Origin of the sequence: Kocuria sp. (genome assembly GCF_030536815.1) — a bacterium.
Classification (GTDB): Bacteria; Actinomycetota; Actinomycetes; order Actinomycetales; family Micrococcaceae; genus Kocuria; species Kocuria gwangalliensis.
The window spans coordinates 1-2,119 of the sequence record NZ_JAUNPE010000277.1 but is presented as its reverse complement, the minus strand read 5'-3'; the positions used below and the strand labels follow the sequence as shown (position 1 = coordinate 2,119).

The window sequence follows — 2,119 nt, the reverse complement described above, 5'->3', positions numbered from 1 at the left end:
GTGCCTCGCACCCACTTGCGACAACGGCCGGAGATGACGCCCGCCCGGACCGCTCGCCTCATTGTTTCTGCTTTCGCCATCGCACTGGTCGTGGGGACCGGATTGCTCATGGTGCCCGCCTCATCGACCGGACCCGGGGGAACCGACCTCCTCACCGCATTGTTCACCGCGACGTCCTCTCTGTGCGTCACAGGTCTGATCACCGTGGACACCGCAACCTATTGGACCCCGTTCGGTCAGACCGTGATCCTGTGTCTCATCCAGGTGGGTGGCCTGGGCGTGATGACGCTGACCACCATGCTGGGTATCGTTCTGGCCCGGAAGTTCGGGCTCTCCATAAAATTGCTGGCTCGTGCCGAAACCAAGTCGTTCGGTGCTGCACGCGTGCGTCATGTGGTGTTGCGAATTGTTGCGACAACGGCGGTCATCGAGGCCACCGCGGCGGTTCTGCTGTTCTTGAGGTTCTCATTGCACTATCACTACTCCCCCGGCCAGGCCCTGGCCCACGCGATGTTCCATTCGGTGTCTGCGTTCAACAATGCAGGGTTCGCGCTCTACACGCTCAATGTCATGGACTTCAATCAAGACCCGTTCATTTTGCTCCCCCTGGCCGGCTGCGTGATTCTGGGTGGACTGGGATTCCCGGTTCTGTACGAGCTGCGCCATCACCTTCGGTTGCCGCGCAAATGGTCCATGAATACGCGGTTGGTCTTGCTGGCAACTCCCGTGTTGCTGCTGGTGGGCACCGTATTCATCGCGGTCCTTGAGTGGTCCAATCCGGGCACCCTGGGGCCTCAACCGGTCGGTTCCAAGATTCTCAATGCCTTTTTCCAATCAGCGATTGCCCGCACCGCCGGCTTCAATAGCGTGGATATCATGCAAATGCACCCGGTTTCGTGGCTGGGCATGGATGTCCTGATGTTCATCGGCGGCGGGCCCGCCGGTACCGCAGGCGGATTGAAAGTCACCACCCTCGGGGTGCTCTTCTTCGTCGCGTGGACGGAAATCCGAGGCGGGGCCGCCGTGCCCGTGCTGGGTAAGCAGCTGTCCCGGTCCGTGCAACGCGAGGCGATCACCCTGGTGGTGGTGGCCATGGGTGCGGTCATGGCCGGCACCATGCTACTCATGGTCTCCGACATCAACCTCGGGTTGGATCGCGCCCTGTTCGAGGTGATCTCGGCCTTCGCCACAGTTGGGCTGTCAACGGGTATCACCGCAGCCTTGTCGCCCTTCGCGCAAGTGGTGCTCATATGTCTGATGTTCCTCGGTCGCCTGGGACCGGTCACCGTAGCCACGGCCATTGCCGTGGGCCGCAAACCACGGGCCTACGAACTTCCCAAAGAACGACCGCTCATTGGCTAAGAAACCTCGACTGAAAGATTGAGTCATGTTCGACAAATTTCGCCCGGGTCACCCTACTCAACGCACTGACAACGCCGTGGTGGTGATCGGGCTCGGCCGCTTCGGTGGCTCGCTGGCCATGGAACTGATGTCCCGGGGCACCGATGTCATGGGCATCGACGTGTCCGAGTCCGTCGTGCAGTCCTTCAACGGCAAACTCACATCGGTAATTCGCGCCGACGCCACCGATGAAGAGGTCCTGCGACAGTTGGGTGTGGACGAATTCGAGCGCTCCGTGGTGGGGATCGGATCGGACATTCAAGCCAGCATCCTGGTGAGTTCCCGCCTGATGAAGTTTCAATGCCCCGAGGTGTGGGCGAAAGCAATCACCGCCCCGCACGCGGAGATTCTCGAGCAGCTGGGCGTCCACCACGTGATCAACCCCGAACGGGACATGGGTGTGCGGACCGCTCACCTCATCCAGGGAGATGTCCTGGACTTCGTGCCCATTGATCAAGGGTTCGCGATGATCCGTTGCAATGCGCCCGCGTCCGTTCAGCAGCGCCCCATGGATCTGCTGGACATTCGACGCCGCTTCGGGGTCGCCGTGGTCGCGGTTTGCCGCCCAGGCGGCACGTGGGAGCCCACTGAGCCGGGCACCATGCTGTACGAGGACGACCAAATCCTCGTCACGGGGCCCACCGAGCAGGCCGAACGCTTCTCGGTCATGGGCTGAGCCCTCGTCGTCTCACGTGCGAAATCTGGTGAGGCGACGCAA

Annotated in this window: 2 protein-coding genes; both read left to right on the top strand. The window is 61.7% G+C overall.

The window, feature by feature from the left end; genetic code table 11:
- Positions 1 to 1,362: a TrkH family potassium uptake protein gene (locus Q4E95_RS13125; RefSeq protein WP_303383724.1), complete on the top strand. Its 1,362-nt coding sequence runs from the start codon at positions 1 to 3 to the stop codon at positions 1,360 to 1,362.
- Positions 1,363 to 1,387: 25 nt separating this feature from the next.
- On the top strand, positions 1,388 to 2,077 hold the full coding sequence (locus Q4E95_RS13120) for a TrkA family potassium uptake protein (protein ID WP_303383723.1): 690 nt from the start codon (positions 1,388 to 1,390) through the stop codon (positions 2,075 to 2,077).
- Positions 2,078 to 2,119: the final 42 nt, after the last annotated feature.

What these genes read in the sequence shown, in the direction of transcription:
- Q4E95_RS13120 (WP_303383723.1), top strand. Translation starts at nt 1,388, where the DNA reads ATGTTCGACAAATTTCGCCCGGGTCACCCTACTCAACGCACTGACAAC.